The sequence below is a fragment of the Xanthomonas sp. NCPPB 2586 genome, assembly GCF_041475775.2.
GTDB classification, from domain to species: domain Bacteria; phylum Pseudomonadota; class Gammaproteobacteria; order Xanthomonadales; family Xanthomonadaceae; genus Xanthomonas; species Xanthomonas campestris.
Genome location: NZ_CM192981.1, coordinates 2483439 through 2506179 on the forward strand (window position 1 = coordinate 2483439; position 22741 = coordinate 2506179).

Genomic DNA, 22741 nt, shown 5'->3' on the forward strand with positions numbered 1-22741 from the left:
AGTGCGTGCAGTCTCATTGCGGTTTCTCCTTGATGACGAATTTGCGTGAGTCCTGGGGAAGCGACTTCACCAGGTGGAATTCGGCGTCGGTCAGCTTGAAGCCTTCCACGTAGTCGGCACGGGAGGCCATGGGGTTCGGCAGGAAGATTTGCGTAGCGCACTGCTGGATGATCATTGCGGTTTCTCCTTGGTTTTGACGCGGCTCACGAACGCCGGCACCCAGCGATCGGGGTCATCACCCACGTCAGCGATGACCCCTTCGATAATCTCGGCCCGGTCCGGGGAACACGACAGCACCAGCAATTCGTCGCCGAACCCAACCAGGTTGATCGTGCCCACGGCGCAGCAACCGCCCTGCTTGATGACGAACTTGCGCGAGTCCTGGGGAAGCGATTTCACCAGGTCGAACTCGGCGTCGGTCAGCTTGAAGCCTTCCACGTAGTCGGCACGGGAGGCCATGGGGTTCGGCAGGAAGATTTGCGTGGCGCACTGCTGGATGATCGTGCGCGCAATCGGGCTTTCGAGGGCGTCGCCCGGTTCCTGGGTAGCGAACACTAGGAGACCGTTTTCCTTGCGGATGGTCTTCAAGCCGTCCTTCGACCACTTGACAAAGATCGCGTCTTCCAGGGGTTTCCAGAACTCGTCCATGACTTTGATAAACGGCTGGCCGTTCAACATCGCGTCCGTGCGGTGCATGAGGTACATCATTATGGGCGTGCGGATGATCGGCACATCCAGGAAGTCGGTGTAATCGAAGCCGTAGAGGCGATACCTGGTCAGGTCGATATCGTCGGTTTCGTTGTCGAACAGCCAGCCGTACTCCCCGCCCTCGGCCCACTTGAGCAGTCGCGCATGCACGGTCGGCCGCGGGTTCGGATCGTTCGGGTCCGGCATTGGGTTCGGCAGATTTTGCAGCAGCAGAGAGAGACGGCGCAGCGGCTTGTCCAGGCGGAACATCACCGTATCTATCGCGCGGGAAATCTCCACTTCATCGTTGTGGTTGACCGGATCCCCCGATGACTCGGCCAACTGCTTGATGAGCGCCTTGAGGAAGATGATGTTCTCCGGCCTGGGATCCAGCTGCAGGGGATTCATCCCGGTGGCTTGTCCCATGGCGAGCGGGAAATACTTGCCGCCCATCGCCATGACGGTGCCTTGCATGCCGCGGTCCTTGTCGAACACCACGACGGACGGCCGGAACTTGCCGGCCTGGGCAAGCAGGATCCCCAGCAGGACGGTTTTGCCCTGCCCCGTCATGCCGGTGACGATGGTATGGCCAGCCGGCCGGTCGCCTTCGTTGTCCTCGTCGGGATCGGTCGCGTGGAAGTTGAAGTAGAGCGGCGTGCCGGCGTCCGTTTTGAACATCGTGACGGCCGGACCCCAGGGGTTGCCGGCCGGCTTGCCAGCCATGTAGTTGTGAAGCGACGAGAAGCTAAGGAAATTCTGCGACGAAATCGGCGCCGGACGCGGGCGGTACTTCCAGTTGCAAGGCAGCTGCGCCCAATACGCGGCTTCCAACGCCAGGCCGACCACCTGGGGAACGATGGCCACATCGAAGAAGGCCGAGCGCGCCTTCTCCATCAGATCACGGGTTTCAGCCGGCGTGTCGCCGAAGACGGTCAGCGTGGCGTGATGCTCCCCAAACGCGAACTCGCCGGCCATGAGTTGATCGAGAGCCACGGTCAGTTGGTTGACCTGATCGCTGGACGGATCATTTGAGTCAACCAGGTGCTGACGGTGGCGTTCAAGCTGGCCCCTGGCAGCGTGTCGCGATAGCAGCGAGAAGCTTTGCGTCAGCACGCACTCGTAAGGCGCTTTCAGGAACGTGTTGAGGTGGCCCGGCTCTGTGCGCTTCTCGTAGTCGAAGACCTCAACCATGCCGAAAAAGCGCGTGCGCGTGGGTGTGCGAATCTCGCCCAACTCACCCCAGGACGAGAAATTTATGCGGTTCTGCGGCATCGTTTCGCGGAAGTGCGCAAAGGTAACCGGCATCGGCAGTTGTTCGCCGTTGACCAGGCGCGCCAGGAACTCGGCTGGCCGCGAGTACAGATACACGGGCAGATTGTCGGCCGCCGCGGCGGCCTCTGCGAACTCAAGTTCGCTACGGCCGTCGTCGGGCTTGCGGGGGAACCTGGGCCGTTCGCGCTCCCACCAATCGGCCAACTCGATGCGCTGTTCCTCCTGGTGTACGGTGCCATCATCTGCCGTCACGTCCGTCAGCGCGTGGACGCACTTGTAGGTGCTCAGGACTTCGGGGCCGTAGCGCTTGAGCGACGAGAAGAACAGGCGTTGAAGTTCCTCTAGATCCTTCACCGCGGACTGCTGGCGTTCGACCTTTTCCCGCGTGCTTTGCTTCTCGAACTTGGCCAGGAGCGCCAGCGTCTTGTCCGGCATCGCGCGATGGATCACGGTCAGGTAAAGCTCGTTCACCATGAGCGACTTTTCGGTAAACATTGCGCGGCATTTCATGTCGAACTGCGCGCAAAAGGTGTTGTCGTAGTGCGCTTGGGGATACTCCGTCACTCGGCGGCGCACCATGTGCGTCCATAGCGCCAGGTGGTCGGAAGCCGCGCCCTTGAACACAGTGTTCAGGTCGCGCACCCAGTTCATGAGCGTTTCGTAGTCTGCGCTGAGGTGCGAACGCCCGGACAGCTTGAACACGGTCAGCAAGTCGCCGGCCGCTGTTCCGAGGATCGTATCGGTAACATGCCTGGTGTACGGGATGAAGCTGGATATGGCCTTTTCGGCGTCCAGTTCCTTTCTCGTAGCAATTTCAGCGGACATACTTCTTCCTTTTGCGCTTGTAAGTAGCGGGCGCATACGACGAGGCGTTCCAGAACCTCTTGTTCGTGTTGCGCAGCTTGGTATCGATCCACAGACCCCAAGTGCCGAACGCCTTGTCGTCGTGCTTGACGATTTGCCGCATGACGAAAATGATCGGGATGAGTAGCGCCCAGCAGAAAATGCTGACCGTCATCGCCACGATGAAGACGAAGAAAACGGCGAGGATCAAAGGAAGCAATGGCACTCCCATGAACATGGGAGTGCGCGTTGCGCCTTTGAACAGCGGGAATGACGTGGCTGGCTTCTTGTCGTTCTCGTCCATGTTCGTCACCTGAACTTAGGTGACGAACAGTGCAACGATTTCTGCGACAGAGCCGGCGATGATGAGGCCCACGATCCACTTGATGAAACCCTCTTTCTGGATCACGTTGAACCAGTAGAGGATGACTAGGACCAGGCCGGCGCAGATGGCGATGATGGGAACGAAGGACAGCAGATTGTCCTTGAGCGAGTTCAGGAAACCTTTGGCCTTGGCCAGTCCCTGGGCGTCGGCATCGGCGGCAACGATTGCCAGGAGCAGGGAGGAAGCGACAGCGGTCTTGTAATCGGCGAAACGCGCGGGGGTGCCTTTCATATCTACCTCAGTTGGAAATGTCCTTTCTGGACGTTGTAGTGGTCGCGTAGAAGCCGGAACATCGCGCGTGGATCGCTCCATTCCCGCTTCCTGCCCCTTTGACTCACAAGCCGGTATTCCGACACCGACCCATCCTTGTGATTGCGCACGTGGAGCACGAACGTCCAGGCGCGGTCCTTTGTCTCGATAACCGAGCATTCCTCGATGGTGCTGTGGGTAAGCAGCAGATCGAGTTCAGGCGATTGAATAAGCTTCATTGCAAGCACTCCCGTTGGCCTAAGTTAACGGGCCAGCGTAAGCGCTGCCTTGCGGTTTGTCCTTTTCACTATTTACATAGTGAAGCGTCAATCTGCAAAATTCGATCCTTGGAGAGTGATGGGTCGATCCGCTCCTGTTGATGTAGTGCTAGCCGCAGTGATGGCGGCCGGTTCGCTTTGCAGTTCTCGTTCCATCCGCGACCTAGCGGAAGCCCGGCCGAAGGCGTCGCTGCGCCCCCGGCCAAAGGCGTCAGGGCCAACGTCAGCGATGGGCCGCGAGGCCGGCGGGGTGGTTTCTGTGACCGTGGCCACCGCCGGTTCGTGGGATTGGCCATCGGGAAGAAGCGCCGGGACCACGGCCGCAGGAATCGTGCCGGCAGAGCGTTCGACGCGGCCGATATAGCCATTGGCATGCCCGCGCGTGAAGTTGCCGGTGTTGTAGCAGGACAGCGCATTGCGCAGCGCCGCTTGATCGTTCGGTTCGCCGTCGGAGGCGCGCACGAAGCATTCGGTCAGGACCCGGGCCGCAGCCGTTAGGTTGGCGCACGGCTCAAACACTTCCGTCCAGGCCATGCCGAACTTGCGGACGTTTGTGCTGTTGATTTGCCCCAGGCCTGAATCGAAGTTGTAGCCGTTGGCCAACAGGTATTCGGCCGTTGCGATGGCTTCTGCCTGGTTTGCCGGCTGGCGCGGCAACTGCCGGCTGCCGTTGATGTTAATGGCGTAGGGCCGGAAGCTGGATTCGGTCTTCACGACCGCGGCTAGAGTGGCGGGATGGACGGACGGGGCGCACTGGCGGGCCAGGGCTTCAAATTCCTGAACGGACTGTGCCGGCGCGTTTGGTGCCATCATCGCGCAGAACAAGCCCACCAGAAGTCCCAGAATTCGGAATGCCATTGGCTAAATTCGCTCATGCAATATTGAACATTTGATGCATCATTTATCACTAAACGATTGTTGTCAACAGGCTTGCAGCTGCGCTGCCCGGATGCCAGGCAAGCGACAACGGCCCAAGCACATCCTGGGTGCATAGGTAGGAAATGAAAATTGGGAAATTTACGAGGCTAACTACATGATGGTGGTCAAGATCGACCCCGGCTCAAACTTGGCGACGCTAGCGCGAATCAATCCCGCCGCAGCGGCCAACTATGCCGACGCTATCCTTCAAGAATTGGACGAAATCGTAAAGCACTGCACCGTCGCCGACCCGACAACAAGGAGCGAAGAACTGTTTGCGCAGGTGCATGCTCTCAAGAACGCAGTCGCACCAATCGGCGATCACGCGCTCATCGTCGCATGCACCGGCCTATTAGGTCCGCTAATGCAAGGGGAATGCAGGGCGGAGATGGCAACACAATTCCGATTGGTGGCTGCGGCTGCGGCAACAGCCGTCGCGGATTATCGTTGCGACTTTAGATCTACGGCATCGATCGCCGCCACCAGTTCGTTTAAGCCGAGCGGCTTATGAAGTACAGCGGCAGCCCCCATCGAGAGCGCAGTCCTAGGGAAGGTCTGAACAATGAGGACTGAGAGTGCGGGATGTCGCATCGCTCTGGAGAGTCGCGTTTGGATCTTCGGATTTTTCGCAATTTCTGGAGCTTTCCTTGGGAATTCCCCGGGTTACAGGCGCACGCTCCCCATGGCAGGCAGTAACTGCTTTCGCTTCATCCAAAGGTTTGACAGCGCAAACAAGGTCAGCACCTGCGCGGTGTTCTTGGCCAGGCCGCGATAGCGGACCTTGGTGTAACCGAATTGGCGCTTGATCACCCGGAATGGATGCTCCACCTTCGCGCGCACGCTGGCCTTAAAGTGTTCCCAACGCTGTTCCCGAGCACGCTCGCGTTTGTTGCCGATGGCTTGCAGCGTCGAACGCCTGGCGGCAATGAAAAATGCAGCCTTGCAGGTCTGCAGTTCTTCGCGGTTGTCCGCACCGGTGTAGCCGCTGTCGCCGAACACGCTGTCTTCTTTGCCATGCAGTAATGCGTGCGTCACCGTGACGTCGGCGACATTGGCGGCTGTGCAATGGACGTGGTGCACCAGCCCGGAAAATTCATCCACGCCGATGTGCGCCTTCATCCCGAAATACCACTGATTACCTTTCTTGGTCTGATGCATCTCAGGGTCGCGCGCATGGTCGGCATTCTTGGTCGAACTGGGTGCAGCGATCAGCGTCGCATCGACGATCGTGCCCGACCGCAGGCTCTGCCCCTTGCGTGCCAGATGCGCGTTGACCGCTTCCAGCATCCGCGCGGCAAGGCCATGGGTCTCCAGCAGGCGCCGAAAGTTGAGAATCGTGGTCTCGTCCGGAACGTTGTCCAAGCCACCGAGCTGGGCAAAGCGCCGCAAGGTCGGAATCTCGTGCAGCGCTTCTTCCATCGCCGGATCGCTCAGCGCATACCACTGCTGCAGCAGATGAATCCGCAACATCGTCGCCAGTGCGTATGGCTGCCGACCTGGCCGGCCCGACACGGGATAGTGCGGCGCGATCAGCCCGAGCAGTTGCTGCCACGGAACCACCTGCTCCATCTCGGCCAGAAAGATCTCGCGCCGGGTCTGCTTGCGCTTGCCCAGGCCCTCAGCGTCACCGAACGTCAGTTGCATGGATCACTCCTCAACATGAGGCGGGTAGTGTCGCGTATCTGTGGTGCGTTGTTCAGAGTTTCCCTAGCTACTTTCGGCGAAGCGTCCGCAGTCATCACGACGACGGGCGTTGCAGCAGTTGCCGATTTCGTTTGCTTCCGAAGTGTCGCGATGAAGGCGGCGGCATTCATGCCAGGCATGTGATAGTCCACCAGCGCCGCATCTACCTCCATCGCTTGCAGCGTCTCCAACGCCGAACTTCCATTAGTGCACGTAAGCACGCTATGCCCTAGCGAGCGTAGCGCTTCACTGATGAAGATGATGCTGGAAGGCGAGTCATCGACGACTAGAACCCACATGGATAATTCCCAAACTCCCAAGCATGCCGAAGCGGCCGCCACCCGCAAGGCAGGGCCGATCAAGAAGATCCTGCGTCATCTTGAACGACGGTATTGCATTAACCCCATCCGGCAAGAGGTCAACCAAGCCTACTTCCGGTTTGGCATCTTCATCATATGCGGTATCTACTGCTATTCGATACAGAACACTCCATACCTGCGCGAAATTTCGCTTTTTGCGCTGCTAGCGACTTTTTTTTGGGTGTTCATGGCGTGGCGGCGCGTCGGGCCAGACAGGCTTCGGCAGATCGGAGCGCTTGCCTACGACTGTCTCATCATCGGCCTGGTGATGGTCGGAATGGGCAGTTCCTTCATGGGCCTTTTCGCGGTCCTGTTGTGGATCGGGATCGGCTACGGCATCCGTTACCAGGAGCCGCTTTACCTCAAGCTCGGCATGGTATTTACCACGGTGACGTTTGTTGTCTCTGGCCTAGTCACGAGCTGGACAGATTGGGGGGTCTTTCTCTCCCTGTTAGTAACGCTCGCAGTCGTTCCATTGATGCAGCTCGCGCCGATGACACGGATCATCAAGCTGTTAGAACAGCTTGATGCGGCCAACAGGGAACTGGATGAAGCGAACAAGACCAAAACCCGCTTCATTAGCAACGTTTCGCACGACCTGTTGACGCCTGTCAGCTCGATCATCGGCTATTGCGGCCTACAGCCACCGCCGATTGACGGGATACGCATCAACGCCTACCAACTCACACGGCAAATCCGTGCAATTCTTGGAAAGACCGCCTCCGAAGACCTCACCTACGAAGAGCATCACGAAAAGTTCGATCCTGTCGATTTGCTGCGCCAGGTGGCGACAATCGTAAAGCCGCTTGCAGCAGTCAATGGCGCACAGATCACGATCAACAATGCGGGGTCATTCGGCATGTTTTCCGGTGCAGTGCATGCACTGTCAATCTGCCTCATCAATCTAGTGAACAACGCCGCAAAACATTCCGGCGGCGACAGGATCGAACTTAGGGCTGACTACGAAGGAACGATGCTAAGTTTTGTCGTCGCCGACAATGGGTTCGGAATTCCAGAATCTCAGCAGCAGCTTGTCTTCCAGAGGTTTCATCGGGCGGGGTCGTCAACTGGCGCTGATGGCCTTGGGCTGGGCCTTTCGATTGTTCGCGACACGATTGAGGTTGTTGGCGGGCAAGTCACCTTGAACAGCACCGACGAAGGTTCCACCTTTCGATTGACAGCACCCGCAGCCATGCTCCAGGACACTGACAGTCGCCCGCGAGCGGCTGTGCCCCTGCGGGCAGCATTTGCACGTGCGGCTGCAGTCTTGTTTGTGGACGACGAATTCCAAAGCCGCAGCGCCTGGTCCGCCGTACTGCGGGAGGCCGGCTATCACGTACACGCGGCGGGAGGGGGTGTAGAAGCCTTGGCCGCCATCGACGCCGGCAATCACTACGACGTGCATGTTCTGGATTACCGGATGCCGGAGATGAACGGCATTGAGCTAGCCGTGGCGATCCGGGCACGTAATCCAGGGGCCAAGATCATAGCTCTCAGCGCGGATGCTGCGGATGACCGGGCACTTGTCTTTGAGCAGCCCTTGTCTGATGGCCTGTTGGACGCTGCGCTTGGTAAACCCATCCACCCGGAGAAACTGTTAGCGAGCGTGGAGCAGGCATGTTCCAGTACGCTAATTGCTCCACTCCCAACCGATGCCTACGCCGAATGAAAATTTTCCTCACCGGATCGTCCGGTTGCCTAGCAAGCGTCCTGCTGCCTGCTCTTGTTGCAGACACCTCTGTGACGAGCGTCACGGGTATAGATATCGTGGAGCCTGGCTTCGCTGATCCGAAGTTCACCCACGTCACGATGGATATGCGCAACCCCGAAGTCCATGACCTCATGCGCGGGCATGATGCGGTGATTCACCTAGCTTTTGCCGTCAAGCGCGGTCGGATGAGTTTGCCGAAAATGACCGAAATCAATGTCGGTGGCAGCCAGAACGTCATCGACGCTGCCATTGCCAATGGGATCGGAACGTTCCTGAACCTGAGTAGCGTTTCAGTCTATGGCACGGGCGAAAACATGACCGAGGAAGCGAAGCCAAACCCGCCGTCCTGGTTCGCGTATGCAGATCATAAGGTCGAGGTCGAACGCTATCTCGCGGCGAAGATTCCCAGTGCCGTGCAGATCCGTGCGCACCTCATAGTAGGGGCCCACGCGCAGAAGTTCCTACGCGAGATTTTCCTGCTGCCGGTATGGCTGGACTTCGGCCAAAGCCAGCCCAAGCAGCAGGTCGTGCATGAAGCCGACGTGGTAGACGCCATCTTGGCGGCATTGAAGAAGGGTGCGCAGGGTATCTATAACGTCGCAGCCGACGATGTTATCGCGCTTGGCGGCGATTACATCCGAAAGGGCCAGGAGGAAGGGCGAAAGATCCGGCGGATGCCGTTTTCAATCGTTCGGTTATCTGCCGTGCTGGCGCAGACCGTGATGAAGAACGACCTACCGACGCTCATTTCCATGTTGAACACTACCGCAACTGTCTCGTGTGAAAAGGCCAGGAGAGAGCTTGGTTGGCAGCCTCGCCGTTCGGCTTGGCAAGCGCGAACAGACGCGTTACGGTCACTCGACGCCATCTAGTTTTTAGGTAGAGGGGCCTCGTAGTTTTCCCAATTTCATGGCGGATACGGGTGGGATATAACCCATACCAATCACCAGCCTGCCATAATGAATAAGCCCATGACTGCCCCGACGCCCGCCGCCAGCCACTTAGCAGTGGTCGGCGGAACGGCGGCCACAGCCGCCATGCAAATAGGCACCCAACACCCAGGCGTTGCCGGCTTTTCCTACATCATCGCCGATGATCACCATTCGGTGACACTCGCCGTCAGTCTTATGCTCGCCGACCAGCTGGGCGTGGCAGCCTCGCGCTTCAGCACAGCCAATACCAGCGCCGCGCTTCTGGCGGCTTGTTCCGAACAGGCATCTACGCCACGAATCGTCGTGCTAGACCTGGTAATGCCGGGCAGCCTCAAGCGAGTCTCATTGGTGCGCGCCATCCTGGCAACCAATCCCGCGCTCAAGGTCCTGGTCTACACGGCCGAGGAAAGCGCGTTTCTCGCGCGTGCGGTGATGCAAGCTGGGGCGGCCGGTTATGTCGCCAAGACCAGCTCGACCGCCGAACTCATCGACGCGCTGGATGGCGTGGCCAAGGGCCAGACCTACACCGACAGCCATATCGACCTGGACAGCGTGAGCAAGCACGCTTGGTCCACATTGACCGACAGCGAACGCGCGGTTCTCGTCGCCTTCTGCCGTGGGTCCAAGGCGCACGACATCGTGGAATCCACGGGCCGCAGCTACAGCACAGTGACCACGCACAAATACAACGGCCTCAACAAGCTGGGTTTGCGCGATGGCAATGACCTGTTGCCGTACATCTACGAGAACGGCCTACTCCACGAGCTGGACGATTGATCGAGGCCCGAATCGGGGCGTAAAACGGCCGCAGTTCCACAGCCTTGTCCCTGACCTTGAGGCCGGTTGACAATCTTCAATGAATGACGAATCATTTTTAAATAGCTGATTTAGGTCTGACGGTTCAGGCCTGCCCGCCAAGGAGCCTTCAATGGCAAAAGACCAGCCCGACGTACTGCCCGCGAATCTCGACCTCACGGCCTTGTCCGTGTCGCAACTCACGCTGTTACAGCAGGAAATTGACAAGCAAAAGGCCAATGCTAAGGAGCGGGAGCGGCAAGTGGTCAAGGGCCAGGTGATTGCAGTCCTGGAAGCAGCCGGCTTCTCGGTCGCCGACTTGACCGTCCTGTTTCAGCTGCCGGCACGTGGGCCGGCGCGGTCGCGGGCGATGTACCGGCACCCCAGCAAGTCGAAATTCACCTGGACCGGCAAGGGCCGGAAACCCAACTGGGTTTCCGAATACCTGGCTGGCGAAGGCCACAGCCTGGACGATTTGAAGATCAAGTGAAATGGGCAAGGTCATTCCCTTCCAGCGCCCCCGTCCCCGCCGCCCTGGTCCCGCCAAGCCGCGCCAGGGCGCGGGCGAGAAGGGCTGCTGGGCCTGGTGGCTGGTCGGCGCCGCCGCAGCAGCCGTGGCGGCGATCCTCTCGCCGCTGCTCTGGCCAGCGCGGATCCTGCTAATCCTGCTGGGCGGCGTCGGCATCGTCGGCGCGGTGGCCTGTTACTGGCTTTCGTCCCCGACTAACTGGCCGATGATCCGCCTCACCGTGGTCGCGTTTCTCGGCTCCGTCACCTTGTGGCATTGCGGCGAGGCTGCGTTGAAAGGCGCAAGAACGTTGAACGCCTACAGCTTTGAGAAGGTCCGCCAGCTGCGGGCGGCACAACGCAAAGCTGCATAAAAAGACCCCGGCGCATGAACGCCGGGGAATTGAGTGTTGGCCCATTACCACCAGGCTTCCGCCACCCTGCCCCGGCGGCGGAGGCCCTTCAAGGAGCGAAATCATGCTGATTCTGACGCGCTGCGATGGGGAAGCCTCTACATCGGCGACCGGGATCACGGCCCGCATAGCGAGCCCGTGCACCGCGAGGAAATCTAAGAGCGGATCCAGGAGCAGCCGAAGCAGGATCATGCGCCTGGCGCTGCTGGCCAGTGAGGGCGGCCAGAAACAACAGGCAGAGCGTGCCGCCTACCAGCTGGCCAGCGACGTGGCCGTGCGCGTCTTGACGGACGCCGGCATGCCGGCAGAGAAGATCGAGCGCGCCCGGTTCGCGCTGATCCCTTGAAGGCCGCCTGCGTGCTGATTCCCGCAGGCGGGATCCTACTGGCCATCGCCGGTCTGGTCGCCCACAACAACGCCGGCAGCGCCGGCAGCGCCGGCCAGACGGCAGACGTGGCGACCGTCGAGACGGTCGCCTACCTGGCAACCTTCATCGAGCATCCCGCGCTATCCGAATGCGCCACTGGGCGCTACGGCGTGCAGCTGCACGCCGCTGGCCTGGCCCGCTTCGCGTTGGAGGCGCAAGCGCCGGATTGTCCGTTCGCCGCGTGCATCGGCTCTAGGATCCGCGGCCTGGCCGATTACCGCGACAAGCACGGCGCGCTGCTGCGCACCGCACTTTTCATGGATCCACCGAAGATCCCGATTGCCTCACCGCTACTAGGCGAGTCGATTCCTTTTTCGCTGGTCATCGACGGCGATCGCGTCCGCGTTTTCGCGCCCCCTGCCCTGCCCCTGGCAGCACCGCTTTCCCAGGTGTGCCAAGCGCTGGCCGCACCGCTCAAGCCTTTGACTGAAGCATAAATTGCGCCGGCACTGCCCACGTGCAGGCCGTCGCCGCCGGCGCTGCCGACGACCAGGTGCCCGATCCGGGGTGTAGGGGGGAACCCCCCTACGGAGAACGCCTCACCCGCAGACGCGGGGCTTCAGGGCCGAGGACAACGCTCCCGCCGACGACAGGGAGCCGCCCTCCCCTCCTCTGCAAACCCGCCCGCTTTTGATCGCGCCGTGAATGGTCCATTTAGGCTGGCCCATTTTATGTGGTCCGTTTAAGTCCACAAAGAAATATTGGGCCACCCGTAAAATTGATGGTACGTTTAGGTATACCCAAAAAGGCCATGCAGGAGGCCACCATGTTCAACGGGATTCCCACCCCAGCCGATTTGGCGAGTCACATTTGATGGCGCGCGCTCCTGCAGAACCCTTCAAGGTTGCTCGGATTTACCAGCGCGTCAGCACTGATGGCCAGGATCTCACGCGACAAGCCGCAATCGTCCAAGAGGCCAAGGCCGCCGGCTTCTACGTCGCCGGCGTCTATCGTGAGAAGGCTTCTGGCGCGCGCGCCGATCGCCCTGAGTTGCTGCGCATGATCGAGGATCTGCAATCGGGCGAAGTGGTCATTGCAGAGAAGATCGATCGGATCAGCCGCTTGCCACTGGTCGAAGCCGAGCGCTTGGTAGCATCTATCCGCGTGAAGGGGGCGCGCCTCGCCGTTCCTGGCGTCGTCGATTTCTCCGAAGTGGCGGCCGAGGCGAAAGGCGTGGCAAAGGTCGTGCTTGAATCTATGCAGGACATGTTTCTGCGCATCGCCCTGCAGATCGCTCGCGACGACTATGAAGACCGCCGCGAGCGTCAGCGTCAGGGTATTGAGCTGGCGAAGGCCAGACACAAGTACCGTGGCCGCCCGGCCGATCCTACCGTACATGCTCGTATCGTCGCTTTGCGCAGTCGTGGGGAAACCATCGCCAGCACTGCGCGCCTGGCAGGCGCGAGCGTCACTACCGTCAAGCGTGTGTGGGCCGCTCACTGCGCGCAAGGTCACGGAAATGATTACCGGGAGTAGAGCGCCGTGAAGTAAGGCAGGTCTTCAGTTGGAGATGGCTCCGGGGCCGCTGGGAACTCACCAGTAGCGGATTTGACCCTTGAGTGATAGCAGGGCGAGTTAGCAACCGTGCGGGCGGCCTTTCGAGTGCTGTAATGTGGAATCAAACTCAGGTCTTCGCTATGCATTCAACCCAGCGCCAATCATTGTGGCGGGCCGTGGGGTTATGGACACATGCTCAGGGTGTAATCCCCTTTTTGGCGTCCATTCCCAAGGGATCCCAAATTGCAAGGCGATGGGTTGACCCGATACCAAAAAAACTTGCAGCAGAGACTTTCTTGGAAGGCAAGTTGTTTTTATCTGCATATCTATCAACAGCGCGTTGAAGGAGGGATGATGCACCGGTATTGCAATTCCCGACCTTGTCGGTTTTGTGCGGCGGCAGTCTCTGAAATCGCGGCGTGGCAGCCAGCACGCGATTACGGCGCGCAACATCCACTTTGACTTCCGGGTTTCGCAACGGAACTCCTGTTCCATTGCGCCCTAACAGCTCATCCTGATACAGCTGATGAAGCGTGAACTGCTGTCTGGCTTCTAATAAATCGACACTGTCGACATCTGATATTTTTTTTAGCCGTACTTTTCTGCGGAAATCTTTCGGCAGGTGTTCGAAGGCACGCAGATCGCGTTCCGGCGCTGGAGGCCTTTCCACTCTGTAATCACCGGCTTTCTTTGGCCACATTTCCATTGTTGACAAAGGCAAAAGGCGGTAGATGGCAGTGATCTCGTCATGCAACGCTAATGGACCAGCCTCACCACCCCTAGCCAGACTGTAAGCTTCGTAAAATTCTTCACGAGTAGCAAATGAAGTTCCGGCAAGAGCTAAAAGAGCCGCCCGGACCTCTGCAGATAATTTGTGCGGATTTTTCGAGTAATCTTTACCTATCAAGTGTCCAAGGAGCTTTTCGTCTAAAACAACAGCCCCCCGTTTGGGATCACCTCCCACTCCGTAGAGTATCGCGCCGCTTTTGCGCCCTCGGTTGGGATTGCCGGCAACTACGTATCCATGTGTAGGGATGAGATATCCACGCGTATTTCTGTTCACGTAGTAAACGGGAACTGGGGATAGCCTGTCAGGCGCTCTAAGCTGCATCTCATGAAGCACGGTGTTGTATGCCTCCCGCTCCTTTCCCTCAGGGAGGGAAGGGATTTTTCCGGGATACCTTGCATCTACAACCTGCCCATCGCTGTCGCACTGGATGTCGATCAAAGCCGTTTTTCCATTGACAACGCGCGTAACCCTCGTCCAACCATCGCCAAGATCGAGCGCTGTAGCGTCTGACTTGCCTTTACCCTCAGCCATGAACTCAACGAAAGCCTGCGCGCGAGACTGGGCATCTCGCATCCCCAGCATGGCTTGAATCTTATGACTCACCCGACTGGCGACACCGGTCGCATTGATCCACTTAACTCTTTTTTTCTCCGCGTAAAGGTCCGCTTGTTTTTGCAAAGTCCCATCCGCTCCAGCCGCCGAGGCGTGACCTGCAGTGCGGGACCGGGAGCTACTGGAAGCAACGCGCACGGGAGCCTTTTGCAGTCCATCAAGCACACCCGATCGAGTGAGCGCGTCCCGTTCGGAACGTTTTTCGCTCGATGCGCCAGGTTTCGCCTCATGCTCCTCCTCAAGTCCCCTCGACGCGGTGGATGCTGATTCAGTTAGAGCATTCTTTTCAATTTTCATTGCGCTATGAAATGATTGGCGGGGTGTGGTGCATGAAGGGCGCTGGGTTTCGGCAAGAAAGCAGCAAGCCCCTGCTGGCCTTTTGATCGCAACCTATTCATTACCGGGCTTGGGCGCGATCAGTTCCTTCTGTTCAGGTAGCGGACCTGGACGGAAGCGCCCACCCGCTCGCACTTGCGACACGGCAAACTGCACATCATTTTCGGTATCGGAATTACTCCTAACTGAGCTTTGCCTTTTCAATCCTTGCAATACACCCTGTGTCTCACGATGAGCCGCCTGCTCTTGCGTCGCTTGCTCATTCGTGGTTCGACCGGCGTGTTGCTCGACAACATATTCGCTCGCCTTCCCACTGGCACCTGTGACGTTGAAGCATCCCATATAATAACTCCCGTTGAGAGTGAGGGCTGGCAATTTCTCACGAAAAGCGTAAACCTGCTTTCGCCAAACGAAAAACTTTGTGCACTGGCGAAATTCTGCCCAGTGATCGGACGCAGCTGAAAACTGAACGATGATTGGTCAATGCGCGGGGCAAGCATGATAGAGGTCAGCCTCGCGCGACACCCTCACCAATGCTCTGGCTTATCGATTGGTTTGCCAGGTTTACGAACGCGCTCGGGAAGCTGTGCTGCAGCCAGCTCACTATCCAAGATGTATTGCCGGGTCCAGTCAGCACGGCTCGACAGCGAGACGCTGACTCTTCTGTCCGATTCACCATCGACCGGCGGCCTGCGTGGCGTGACGACGCCTAGCACGATGGTTGGGAAATCCTCGCGGATCGCTGCAAGGACCGGCTCGATATCGCTATCGTTAGAACACACAACCAGCTGCTGATAGCGTGCTGAGGCAGCATCGCGATACATGGTCAGCGCCAGGTTCACGTCGGTCTGTTTCTCTTCGAGCTTCCAGACCCGAACCCGGCGCGTCCGATCATACGGCTGGCCGCTGACAAACTCCGGCAGCAGGGTTCCCGCTTTGTCCCAGCTGTGCTTGCCTAATGTCGTGGTGAATCGTTGCGGGTGGGTGTGTGCCAATGCGCGCAGATACGCCGCTTGCGTTTCCGAGGCCTGCTTATGGGTCGCAAAGCGACCCAGCGCCGGCGCGGTGAAATACCGGACGTGCAGCAGCTCGGTGGTCGGGTCCTGATCATGCAGGAGGCGATCGAACAGTGCGACCGCATCAAGCCACTTGAATGCGGTCCCACGGATGCGACCGTAGTACAAGTTGTAGCCATCGATGTAGACGGCAGTCGCTTTGGCGATGGTCACACGGAGCTTCCTGCGGGCATGAAAAAACCGCCTTTCGGCGGTTTTTTCGTCCCAAGCCGTTGCCCAACTGAATGGGGCGACAAGGGAGGAGTGGTGACAAGACTGTAACGGCATCGCCCGGGCGATGCAATAGCAATTGCCCCCCTGACAAGCTATGCCCCAGCCCTTCCCAGGCGTCTGGGGGACGGATAGACCCATTCCCCACAAGGCCGGGCAGCGTGTTGCGCTGGCCGTGGAAACGGCCGCGTGACTCTGTGGCCATCAGCAGGTGGCCACCAACAACAGAGCAGAAGCATCAGCATGGGCACACACTGAGACTGCTATTGACCTGCCCCCACTGAGCCGTACCAGCTGAAGCTATAAAGTCCGTGAACCCAAGAGGACGGACATGAAGAAGAGCAGATTCAGCACCGAGCAGATCATCGGGTTTATCAAACAGGCCGACGCGGGCATGGCCGTGGCAGAGTTGTGCCGTCGGCATGGTTTCAGCCCGGCCAGCTTTTATCAGTGGCGGGCCAAGTACGGGGGAATGGAGGCCGACGAGGCCAAGCGGCTGAAAGAACTGGAGGTCCAGAACACTCGATTGAAGAAGTTGCTGGCCGAGGCGCACCTGGACATCGAAGCGCTGAAGGTTGGCTTCGGGGTAAAACGCTAGCCCCGCAACGCAAGCGCGAGGCAATCCGACGAATGCTCGAACACACCCCGTTGAGCGAGCGCCGGGCTTGCCGCCTTGCGGGGCTGTCCCGCGATGCTTTCCGCCACGCACCCGTGCCGACGCCAGCCACGCAGGCGCTGTCGGCGCGGCTGGTCGAGCTGGCCCAGACCCACCGCCGCTTCGGCTATCGCCGACTGCATGATTTGTTGCGCCCGGAGTTTCCATCCGTGAATCACAAAAAGATTTATCGCCTGTACGAGGAAGCCGAGCTGAAGGTGCGCAAACGGCGCAAGGCCAAGCGTCCGGTGGGTGAGCGGCAGAAACTGCTGGCGTCCTCCATGCCGAACGACACCTGGAGCATGGACTTCGTGTTCGATGCGCTGGCCAACGCACGCCGCATCAAGTGCCTGACCGTGGTCGACGACTTCACTCGCGAGAGCGTGGACATTGCCGTGGATCACGGCATCAGCGGGGCTTACGTAGTGCGCCTGCTCGATCAGGCGGCGTGTTTCCGTGGCTATCCACGCGCGGTCCGCACCGACAATGGCCCCGAGTTCACCAGTCGCGCCTTCATTGCCTGGACGCAGCAACATGGCATTGAGCACATCCTGATCGAGCCGGGTGCCCCCACGCAGAACGCCTACATCGAAAGCTTCAACGGCAAGTTCCGCGACGAGTGCCTCAACGAGCACTGGTTCACCTCGTTGGCACAAGCCCGGGACGTGATCGCAGACTGGCGACGCCACTACAACCAGATCAGGCCGCACAGCAGTTGTGGTCGCATCCCGCCGGCACAGTTCGCCGCCAACTACCGTACACAACAAGCCAACAACGCAGTACCCTTCAACCCCGGGCTTTATCAGTAATCACTGGTACGGACGATGGGGGCAGGTCAATGGCTGTCTCCATCCCTTACTCCTTGACGACAGTCCTGAAACGAACCTGTCCAGACCTCGGTCGCCAGCTGTTAGCTCTCGCAGCCCATCCGGCGCACTGAGCGTAGTGCGCGAAACCCTTATCGCAGCAGAGAAGCACAGATGAGACGGTGCGTAGCTATAGCGCCCAATCAGAAACTCCCGCATCCCGCCTACCGGCGCATACCGACAATCAGAGCGTCATCCCGCATCGCCCAGAGACGCTATGAACGACTACGGTTCTTATCGCTACCTGCCTGCCGATGGTTGGTACGCCACTTATCCACAAGCTGCCGGGGCCGATGAGCCACGCGTCTTCCAGCGCGTGGCGCTATGGCGGGTGGCCCCGCATGGAACGATCGTTGGCCTGATCTCTTCGCCCGACAATAGCCAGGACGAGAACGAATCACAGCTTCTGAGCGCACCGCGCGGTCTAGGCGTCCACTACATCCACATTGATGATCTGACCGCAGAGGAGCGCCAGGAGATCCGCAACAGACGTTTCAGTTGATCGCCTTGCAAGGTCTGCGACCTGGTCTCGCCACCAACGGCTCAGCCGATGCGCTGGGCTTTCTTTCTGGGCACGTCCACGCGATCAGGCTGAACCGCCCCAGGAATGAGGTCTGTGTGACCCGTCCACCGCGCCGCCAGCGCAGCGCAGTTGGCGTTCAACGTTGAGCTTTCCGCATGGACAGCTTGGCGTACTCAGCAAGACGTTCTCTGGCTTCACTAATGTCGAACGCGCTGGGGTCGAATCGGCCCCCTAACCACTCCGTGAGTTCGCGTCGGCGGGCACTGCTGCGGCCAGCAAGTACCCTGAGCATCTCCGCATAGCCCCATGGTCCGCCACAATCCTCCGGCGGACAGGCGTTTTTGCCGGTAATCAAGTGCGGATAACTTCCTGATGGTGTTTCCATTAGCTTTTCGACGGTCACTCGGTGTTGCCAGTCATCGCCAAAGTCGTAGGTGTAGATCAGTGTCTCTCCAATGCCAGACACATCGCACAAGCGACGTTTACTGGAAATCTCGCTGCCATTGCCATGCCCGTACGAGTACAGGTGCATCAGTTCCCAGCCCATCGCCCCTTGGATGAAGTAGTGCAGCTGCGCCAATGCGACATCAGCGTAGGTATCGAGCCGACGCCACACTGTGGGGGAGATGCCAAGCAACTGGATTTTGAGCCTCCAGACAGGTAGTGAGCTGCTCACCGAACTGCTCGCAATCGAACGGGGCATACTGGTCAAGCGTGATGCGTTCATGGGGCGTCCTCAGGATCGTGGTCGGCGGCGTCGGGCTGCCCGGCTGCACCTTGCAGGGCGTCGAACTCGCTATCGGTCTGCGCGCGTAGCAGCGAGTGGGCCAACTTATCCAGCAGTGGCGTGCGGCCGCTGAAAATGCGTTCCACTGACGCGTTGACATCCTCCCCGGCCTGAAGGCCGGGGAGGATCGACGTCCCCCCCGCCCTGAGTAGCGGCCGGGTTTAGAGTCCGGTGCTGATGATATCGGTGTTTGCCAGATGTTGGGCATAAGCGGGCGGCGTCATGCCGCCAATTGCTTTCTTGGGTCGGTCCTCGTTGTATTCGCGTCGCCAGCGTTCGATCTCGGTGCGTGCATGCAGCAGCATTGGGAACCAGTGTTCGTTGAGGCATTCGTCGCGCAGCCGGCCGTTGAACGATTCGACGTAGGCGTTCTGGTTTGGTTTTCCCGGCTGGATGAGCCGTAGTTGCACACCACGGGCATGTGCCCAGACGACCATTGCCTTACCGCAAAACTCCTTGCCGTTGTCGGTGCGGATCACCTGCGGCAGGCCGCGACTGTGTGCCAACCGATCCAGCACGCGCGCAACCCCGTGCCCGGAGATTGCGCGCTCCACGTCGATGGCGACCGCTTCGTGGGTTGCGTCGTCCACAATCACCAGACACTTGATCACCCGACCTTGGGCGGTGCGGTCGAACACGAAGTCCATCGACCACACCTGGTTGGCCTGCGCTGGCCGCAGCAGCGGCTGACGCTCGCCAACCGGTACCTTCTTGCGCTTGCGCCGCCGCACTTGTAGCTGCTGCTCGCGATACAACCGCTCCACGCGCTTGTAGTTCACCAGGCGTCCTTCCTGTCGCAGCTTGAGATAGATCATCCCCACGCCGTAGCGGCGATGGCGATGCGCCAACGCAAGAATGCGCTCGCGCAGTTCGCCATTGCGGTCTTGGCACGGGCAATAGCGCAGCGCACTGGCGCTCATACCGATCACTGCCAACGCACGACGCGCCGGTGCGCTCACCACTTTTTTCGCAACGCATCCTTGATCAGGTCGTTCTCGAACAACTGCTCGGCCAGCAACTTCTTTAGCCGCGCGTTCTCGGCCTCAAGGTCCTTGAGCCGCTTGGCGTCGGGCACGCTCATGCCGCCAAACTTGCTGCGCCACAGATAGTACGAGGCCTCACTGAAGCCATGCCGCCGACATAGGTCCTTGATCGCTATGCCCGCTTCGGCTTCGCGCAAAAAGCCGATGATCTGCTCTTCGGAAAAACGCTTCTTCACGTCCAATCTCCTTGGGGTAGGGAATTGGACTCCAAACTGAGGGGCTACTCAAAATTGGGGGGACGTCGGACCCCTTGAGCCCCGACATTGACTGTCGCGCCGTCTACTCCGAAGCTGGCGGTGATGCAGCTACCGGACAGGTTCAGCCTAACACCTGGAAACACCTCAAACGATGCCTGAACTCAAGCCCCATGTCATCCATCCCTATGCCGAGTTGCCGGTGACGTTGGCCAGCAGCGCGCCGATCAGCGTTTATACGATGGCGGTGTCCCCGTCAGGACATAGAGGATATCTACGCCAATGTGGTGCGCAGCGATGAGATACCCGCCACCCGGTAGATTGGTGTCCTTTTCGAAATTCAGCTGCGCCCACCGAGTGACAGAACAGCGCTCGGCCATTTCGGTTTGCGTAAGGCCAAGGCGCTTTCGCTCCGTCAGAAGACGTGCGCCCACGGTCTCGGGGAGCGCGGTTGTCGTTGTACGAGGGGTTGAACGCATGAACGGTGATCGGCAAGGCAGGGGCAAGCATGATAGCGGTCAAGCCTCGCGCTTCACCCTCACCAATGTCCCGCCCGCGCCCGAGGCTGGTAGTAAAACGCCGACCGGCTCTGCTTGACGACCGCGCAGGCTCGACGAACCCCAACGCGATAGGGATGAGGCCACTTTCAACGGAGTCCGAGTTGGATCATCCATTCGCCATTGATGACAGAATTTCACATAACGGCAATGTGCTTGCCTGCTCGCAATTACCATTCGGGTGTCAGTCCATAAACACTTCAACGACACATACTCGACATGCCAATCGGTCAAACAAACTTTCCAGGAATCTATATTTCCACTCAGACAAGCGCCCGGGAAGAGCCATACAAGACTCAGGTTGAGTCAGCGCTTGAGAAGATTGCGGCAGGCAGCTCGGGCAGCGCCCTTCTTCAAGGCCTGAGCACTATTAGCGCTCGCAAGAATAGAAAAGTGACCATAGCAGAGATAGGCGCTGAAGCGCAGCCCAACACCAGAGCTGTCCTCAGCGCAAGCGAGGTCGAAAAATATGATCCAGAGACTTTCGCCGATAACCTAGCGCTCGCCAAGGAACGAGCAAGAAAAGGAAAGGGATGCAACGCCATCATAGAATGGAGCCCGCATAGTAATATCGAACTGAACTCAAACGGCTCCCCTCTTCGTCTTGGCTCCAATCCTGAGGAGTCGTTTGTAGTTCTTGCACACGAGCTTATCCATGCTCAGCATCTATTGGCAGGCACGTCGAAAGCCTACAAGGGTGGAGATCGCTACGACGAAACATCCGAAGCCGGTAAAGAGGAACTCAGGGCCGTCGGCGTCGGGAAATACGAATATCGAAAGACCAGGCAACCGAGCGAAAACTCGATCAGGCAGGAGCATGGGCTACCGATCCGCAAAAAATATAAGCCTCACGGCAGGTGAGGCTGCATATCGGTCAAGCTTACCGCGACACCTTCACCAATGCCCCGGCTTGTCGATGGGCTTGCCAGGCTTACGAACGCGCTCGGGAAGCTGAGCTGCAGCCAGCTCACCATCCAAAATGTATTGCCGGGTCCAGTCAGCACGGCTCGACAGCGAGACACTGACTCTTCTGTCCGATTCACCCTCGACCGGCGGCTTGCGTGGCGTGACCACGCCTAGCGCGATGGTCGGGAAGTCCTCGCGGATCGCCGCAAGGACCGGCTCGATATCGCTATCGTTGGAGCACACAACCAACTGCTGATAGCGCGCAGATGCCGCATCGCGATACATGGCCAACGCCAGGTTCACATCGGTCTGTTTCTCTTCGAGCTTCCAGACCCGCACCCGGCGCGCCCGATCATACGGTTGGCCGCTGACAAACTCAGGCAGCAGGGTTCCCGCCTTGTCCCAGCTGTGTTTGCCCAATGTCGTGGTGAATCGTTGCGGATGGGTGTGTGCTAACGCGCGCAGATACGTCGCTTGCGTTTCCGAAGCCTGCTTGTGGGTCGCAAACCGACCCAGCGCCGGTGCTGTGAAATAGCGGACGTGCAGCAGATCGGTGGTCGGGTCTTGGTCATGCAGAAGGCGATCGAACAGGGCAACAACATCAAGCCACTTGAATGCGGTCCCACGGATGCGCCCGTAGTACAGGTTGTAGCCATCGATATAGACGGCGGTGACTTTGGCGATGGTCACACGGAGCTTCCTGCAGACATGAAAAAACCGCCTTGCGGCGGTTTTTTCGTCCCAAGCCGTTACCCAATTGAATGGGGCGACAAGGGAGGAGTGGTGAGGCAAGCCTAACGGATGCGCCCGGGCGATGCAAGAATGCATAAACCCCGTCATGCGACCGCCCGACCGCCCTGCTGGGCCATGGAGGCACCGCGCCAGTGCGTGGAATCTCGCGTTATGTGCGCTGGCGGCCTCGCCGCGATAGGGCTTGCAGCGCAGCTCCCAATGATCGACTATCAAACATCCATGTTTGATGCCTCGATCATGACATCGCCCATTTCGAGGGTCGGCAGGGATTGGTGTAAAAAACAGCCAAAAGTGAGCTAACTCGCTGTCAGCACAGAAATTTTTCACAACCTTCTGCCGATCCTCCATGCGGGTCCGTGATCGCCTTCATGTCTGCGCCTCACCCTGGTCGTCGAGGGTTGCCAGGATCACCCGAAGTTGTGTACTGCCATGCGGCCTCGGAAGCTATGTAGGAACCACAGACCGCTAGTCTGGAGG

At 59.1% G+C, this 22741-nt stretch carries 27 protein-coding genes; 12 read left to right on the forward strand and 15 right to left on the reverse strand.

The genetic code is table 11. From position 1 onward, the window contains the following. Positions 1-13 precede the first annotated feature (13 nt). The 6 genes from ACCQ09_RS10660 to ACCQ09_RS10685 all read right to left on the reverse strand — a co-directional run bounded on the left by ACCQ09_RS10660 (position 14) and on the right by ACCQ09_RS10685 (position 4572). On the reverse strand, positions 14-175 hold the full coding sequence (locus ACCQ09_RS10660) for a hypothetical protein (RefSeq protein WP_017116415.1): 162 nt from the start codon (positions 173-175) through the stop codon (positions 14-16). After that, a complete protein-coding gene (locus ACCQ09_RS10665; protein ID WP_040941289.1) occupies positions 172-2784 on the reverse strand; it encodes a VirB4 family type IV secretion/conjugal transfer ATPase in 2613 nt (870 codons plus the stop codon). Before ACCQ09_RS10665 ends, ACCQ09_RS10660 begins: the two co-directional genes overlap by 4 nt. After that, on the reverse strand, positions 2774-3106 hold the full coding sequence (locus ACCQ09_RS10670) for a VirB3 family type IV secretion system protein (protein ID WP_017120417.1): 333 nt from the start codon (positions 3104-3106) through the stop codon (positions 2774-2776). The genes ACCQ09_RS10665 and ACCQ09_RS10670 overlap by 11 nt, the downstream gene beginning before the upstream one ends. A 15-nt stretch (positions 3107-3121) precedes the next feature. Next, positions 3122-3418 (reverse strand): TrbC/VirB2 family protein, encoded by a 297-nt coding sequence (locus tag ACCQ09_RS10675; protein WP_029996458.1) that lies wholly within the window; start codon positions 3416-3418, stop codon positions 3122-3124. Positions 3419-3420: 2 nt separating this feature from the next. Further along, entirely contained in the window at positions 3421-3675 is a 255-nt protein-coding gene (locus tag ACCQ09_RS10680) for a hypothetical protein (RefSeq protein WP_017117014.1), read from the reverse strand. A gap of 87 nt (positions 3676-3762) precedes the next feature. Then, positions 3763-4572, reverse strand: coding sequence for a lytic transglycosylase domain-containing protein (locus ACCQ09_RS10685; protein WP_040941290.1), 810 nt, complete (start codon positions 4570-4572; stop codon positions 3763-3765). 175 nt (positions 4573-4747) lie between these two features. Here ACCQ09_RS10685 and ACCQ09_RS10690 point away from each other — a divergent pair, with 175 nt between their 5' ends. Next, complete coding sequence (locus tag ACCQ09_RS10690; protein WP_040234089.1) at positions 4748-5143, forward strand: hypothetical protein; 396 nt, start codon at positions 4748-4750, stop codon at positions 5141-5143. 152 nt (positions 5144-5295) lie between these two features. On the opposite strand, the gene ACCQ09_RS10695 is transcribed toward ACCQ09_RS10690, so the two are convergent. Further along, entirely contained in the window at positions 5296-6276 is a 981-nt protein-coding gene (locus ACCQ09_RS10695; protein ID WP_108133906.1) for an IS5-like element IS1646 family transposase, read from the reverse strand. Further along, positions 6267-6614 (reverse strand): response regulator, encoded by a 348-nt coding sequence (locus ACCQ09_RS10700; protein ID WP_372386276.1) that lies wholly within the window; start codon positions 6612-6614, stop codon positions 6267-6269. The genes ACCQ09_RS10695 and ACCQ09_RS10700 overlap by 10 nt, the downstream gene beginning before the upstream one ends. On the opposite strand from ACCQ09_RS10700, the gene ACCQ09_RS10705 reads away from it, so the two are divergent. From ACCQ09_RS10705 to ACCQ09_RS10740, 8 genes are all read left to right on the forward strand, one after another. Beyond that, positions 6568-8343 carry an ATP-binding response regulator gene (locus ACCQ09_RS10705; protein ID WP_228428478.1) on the forward strand — a complete coding sequence of 592 codons (1776 nt, stop codon included), beginning with the start codon at positions 6568-6570 and terminating at the stop codon, positions 8341-8343. The two genes, ACCQ09_RS10700 and ACCQ09_RS10705, sit on opposite strands and share 47 nt — an antisense overlap. Continuing rightward, a complete protein-coding gene (locus ACCQ09_RS10710) occupies positions 8340-9257 on the forward strand; it encodes an NAD-dependent epimerase/dehydratase family protein (RefSeq protein WP_029996462.1) in 918 nt (305 codons plus the stop codon). Before ACCQ09_RS10705 ends, ACCQ09_RS10710 begins: the two co-directional genes overlap by 4 nt. 99 nt (positions 9258-9356) lie before the next feature. After that, positions 9357-10094, forward strand: coding sequence for a response regulator (locus ACCQ09_RS10715; RefSeq protein WP_372386277.1), 738 nt, complete (start codon positions 9357-9359; stop codon positions 10092-10094). A gap of 151 nt (positions 10095-10245) precedes the next feature. Further along, positions 10246-10602: an H-NS histone family protein gene (locus ACCQ09_RS10720; protein ID WP_039510233.1), complete on the forward strand. Its 357-nt coding sequence runs from the start codon at positions 10246-10248 to the stop codon at positions 10600-10602. A gap of 1 nt (position 10603) precedes the next feature. After that, positions 10604-10993 carry a hypothetical protein gene (locus ACCQ09_RS10725; protein WP_039510235.1) on the forward strand — a complete coding sequence of 130 codons (390 nt, stop codon included), beginning with the start codon at positions 10604-10606 and terminating at the stop codon, positions 10991-10993. Between the two features lie 229 nt (positions 10994-11222). After that, on the forward strand, positions 11223-11378 hold the full coding sequence (locus ACCQ09_RS10730) for a hypothetical protein (RefSeq protein WP_003491194.1): 156 nt from the start codon (positions 11223-11225) through the stop codon (positions 11376-11378). 11 nt (positions 11379-11389) lie between these two features. Then, the gene (locus ACCQ09_RS10735) at positions 11390-11896 is read left to right on the forward strand and encodes a hypothetical protein (protein WP_237384627.1); all 507 of its coding nucleotides are present in this window, start codon (positions 11390-11392) and stop codon (positions 11894-11896) included. Positions 11897-12272: 376 nt separating this feature from the next. After that, entirely contained in the window at positions 12273-12935 is a 663-nt protein-coding gene (locus ACCQ09_RS10740; protein ID WP_228428484.1) for a recombinase family protein, read from the forward strand. A gap of 217 nt (positions 12936-13152) precedes the next feature. Here ACCQ09_RS10740 and ACCQ09_RS10745 read toward each other — a convergent pair whose 3' ends face one another. Further along, a complete protein-coding gene (locus ACCQ09_RS10745; RefSeq protein WP_228428483.1) occupies positions 13153-14655 on the reverse strand; it encodes a type III effector in 1503 nt (500 codons plus the stop codon). 566 nt (positions 14656-15221) lie between these two features. Then, on the reverse strand, positions 15222-16121 hold the full coding sequence (locus tag ACCQ09_RS10750; RefSeq protein ID WP_372386278.1) for an NYN domain-containing protein: 900 nt from the start codon (positions 16119-16121) through the stop codon (positions 15222-15224). A gap of 190 nt (positions 16122-16311) precedes the next feature. On the opposite strand from ACCQ09_RS10750, the gene ACCQ09_RS10755 reads away from it, so the two are divergent. Both ACCQ09_RS10755 and ACCQ09_RS10760 read left to right on the forward strand, forming a co-directional pair. Continuing rightward, positions 16312-17444, forward strand: a protein-coding gene (locus ACCQ09_RS10755; RefSeq protein ID WP_087942069.1) for an IS3-like element IS476 family transposase whose coding sequence is annotated in 2 segments (ribosomal slippage) — positions 16312-16567 and positions 16567-17444 — 1134 coding nt in all. Because the reading frame shifts where the segments join, the coding sequence is not laid out codon by codon here. A gap of 274 nt (positions 17445-17718) precedes the next feature. Beyond that, positions 17719-18003: a hypothetical protein gene (locus tag ACCQ09_RS10760; protein WP_016850980.1), complete on the forward strand. Its 285-nt coding sequence runs from the start codon at positions 17719-17721 to the stop codon at positions 18001-18003. Positions 18004-18160: 157 nt separating this feature from the next. On the opposite strand, the gene ACCQ09_RS10765 is transcribed toward ACCQ09_RS10760, so the two are convergent. From ACCQ09_RS10765 to ACCQ09_RS10780, 4 genes are all read right to left on the reverse strand, one after another. Beyond that, complete coding sequence (locus ACCQ09_RS10765) at positions 18161-18700, reverse strand: plasmid pRiA4b ORF-3 family protein (RefSeq protein WP_040942431.1); 540 nt, start codon at positions 18698-18700, stop codon at positions 18161-18163. A gap of 47 nt (positions 18701-18747) precedes the next feature. Next, complete coding sequence (locus ACCQ09_RS10770; RefSeq protein ID WP_016850978.1) at positions 18748-18897, reverse strand: hypothetical protein; 150 nt, start codon at positions 18895-18897, stop codon at positions 18748-18750. A gap of 75 nt (positions 18898-18972) precedes the next feature. Beyond that, positions 18973-20030 (reverse strand): IS3 family transposase gene (locus ACCQ09_RS10775; RefSeq protein ID WP_108133912.1). Its coding sequence is split into 2 segments (ribosomal slippage): positions 18973-19772 and positions 19772-20030, totalling 1059 coding nucleotides; the frame shifts between segments, so codons are not numbered across the junction. Positions 20031-20074: 44 nt separating this feature from the next. Further along, complete coding sequence (locus ACCQ09_RS10780) at positions 20075-20194, reverse strand: DUF4236 domain-containing protein (RefSeq protein ID WP_228428472.1); 120 nt, start codon at positions 20192-20194, stop codon at positions 20075-20077. Positions 20195-20824: 630 nt separating this feature from the next. On the opposite strand from ACCQ09_RS10780, the gene xopG reads away from it, so the two are divergent. Then, a complete protein-coding gene (gene xopG, locus ACCQ09_RS10785; protein WP_078567137.1) occupies positions 20825-21466 on the forward strand; it encodes a XopG/HopH/AvrPtoH family type III secretion system effector in 642 nt (213 codons plus the stop codon). Positions 21467-21499: 33 nt separating this feature from the next. On the opposite strand, the gene ACCQ09_RS10790 is transcribed toward xopG, so the two are convergent. Next, on the reverse strand, positions 21500-22612 hold the full coding sequence (locus ACCQ09_RS10790) for an NYN domain-containing protein (protein ID WP_372386279.1): 1113 nt from the start codon (positions 22610-22612) through the stop codon (positions 21500-21502). Positions 22613-22741 lie beyond the last annotated feature (129 nt).

Excerpts from the sequence above, each read along its gene's own strand:
- ACCQ09_RS10660 (WP_017116415.1), bottom strand. The coding sequence starts at position 175 with ATGATCATCCAGCAGTGCGCTACGCAAATCTTCCTGCCGAACCCCATG.
- ACCQ09_RS10665 (WP_040941289.1), bottom strand. The coding sequence starts at position 2,784 with ATGTCCGCTGAAATTGCTACGAGAAAGGAACTGGACGCCGAAAAGGCC.
- ACCQ09_RS10670 (WP_017120417.1), bottom strand. The coding sequence starts at position 3,106 with ATGGACGAGAACGACAAGAAGCCAGCCACGTCATTCCCGCTGTTCAAA.
- ACCQ09_RS10675 (WP_029996458.1), bottom strand. The coding sequence starts at position 3,418 with ATGAAAGGCACCCCCGCGCGTTTCGCCGATTACAAGACCGCTGTCGCT.
- ACCQ09_RS10680 (WP_017117014.1), bottom strand. The coding sequence starts at position 3,675 with ATGAAGCTTATTCAATCGCCTGAACTCGATCTGCTGCTTACCCACAGC.
- ACCQ09_RS10685 (WP_040941290.1), bottom strand. The coding sequence starts at position 4,572 with ATGGCATTCCGAATTCTGGGACTTCTGGTGGGCTTGTTCTGCGCGATG.
- ACCQ09_RS10690 (WP_040234089.1), top strand. The coding sequence starts at position 4,748 with ATGATGGTGGTCAAGATCGACCCCGGCTCAAACTTGGCGACGCTAGCG.
- ACCQ09_RS10695 (WP_108133906.1), bottom strand. The coding sequence starts at position 6,276 with ATGCAACTGACGTTCGGTGACGCTGAGGGCCTGGGCAAGCGCAAGCAG.
- ACCQ09_RS10705 (WP_228428478.1), top strand. The coding sequence starts at position 6,568 with ATGAAGATGATGCTGGAAGGCGAGTCATCGACGACTAGAACCCACATG.
- ACCQ09_RS10700 (WP_372386276.1), bottom strand. The coding sequence starts at position 6,614 with ATGTGGGTTCTAGTCGTCGATGACTCGCCTTCCAGCATCATCTTCATC.
- ACCQ09_RS10710 (WP_029996462.1), top strand. The coding sequence starts at position 8,340 with ATGAAAATTTTCCTCACCGGATCGTCCGGTTGCCTAGCAAGCGTCCTG.
- ACCQ09_RS10715 (WP_372386277.1), top strand. The coding sequence starts at position 9,357 with ATGACTGCCCCGACGCCCGCCGCCAGCCACTTAGCAGTGGTCGGCGGA.
- ACCQ09_RS10720 (WP_039510233.1), top strand. The coding sequence starts at position 10,246 with ATGGCAAAAGACCAGCCCGACGTACTGCCCGCGAATCTCGACCTCACG.
- ACCQ09_RS10725 (WP_039510235.1), top strand. The coding sequence starts at position 10,604 with ATGGGCAAGGTCATTCCCTTCCAGCGCCCCCGTCCCCGCCGCCCTGGT.
- ACCQ09_RS10730 (WP_003491194.1), top strand. The coding sequence starts at position 11,223 with ATGCGCCTGGCGCTGCTGGCCAGTGAGGGCGGCCAGAAACAACAGGCA.
- ACCQ09_RS10740 (WP_228428484.1), top strand. The coding sequence starts at position 12,273 with ATGGCGCGCGCTCCTGCAGAACCCTTCAAGGTTGCTCGGATTTACCAG.
- ACCQ09_RS10745 (WP_228428483.1), bottom strand. The coding sequence starts at position 14,655 with ATGAAAATTGAAAAGAATGCTCTAACTGAATCAGCATCCACCGCGTCG.
- ACCQ09_RS10750 (WP_372386278.1), bottom strand. The coding sequence starts at position 16,121 with ATGGGTCTATCCGTCCCCCAGACGCCTGGGAAGGGCTGGGGCATAGCT.
- ACCQ09_RS10760 (WP_016850980.1), top strand. The coding sequence starts at position 17,719 with ATGAACGACTACGGTTCTTATCGCTACCTGCCTGCCGATGGTTGGTAC.
- xopG (WP_078567137.1), top strand. The coding sequence starts at position 20,825 with ATGCCAATCGGTCAAACAAACTTTCCAGGAATCTATATTTCCACTCAG.
- ACCQ09_RS10790 (WP_372386279.1), bottom strand. The coding sequence starts at position 22,612 with ATGGAGGATCGGCAGAAGGTTGTGAAAAATTTCTGTGCTGACAGCGAG.